Raw genomic sequence first — 245 nt, forward strand, 5'->3', positions numbered from 1 at the left:
AAATCTGGAGTTAAGCTCACTCGACTGGGCGATGTCTTACGAAGAGGTAGACCGATGACCGTTGGAGAGCTGGAAGCAATCTCGCGGACTCTCGGTCTTATTGGGTGGCGTGTGATGCGTCAGGCTGAGGACGCGCTCGAAGAGACGGAGAGCACTAGCCGCGACGTTGTCGAAGTTGACCCCTTGTCCGACCTTCTGCCTCAGGAAATCTATGGCCTCACACCGCCTGACCCTGACGATTACGG

General features: G+C 56.7%; 1 protein-coding gene. It reads left to right on the top strand.

Annotated elements, in window-relative coordinates:
• Positions 1 to 54: 54 nt before the first annotated feature.
• Positions 55 to 245: hypothetical protein (locus tag QP415_RS12600; protein ID WP_264349765.1), on the top strand; the 191-nt coding region annotated here is incomplete at its 3' end.

This window comes from Pauljensenia sp. UMB3104 (assembly GCF_030217285.1).
Lineage (GTDB): Bacteria > Actinomycetota > Actinomycetes > Actinomycetales > Actinomycetaceae > Pauljensenia.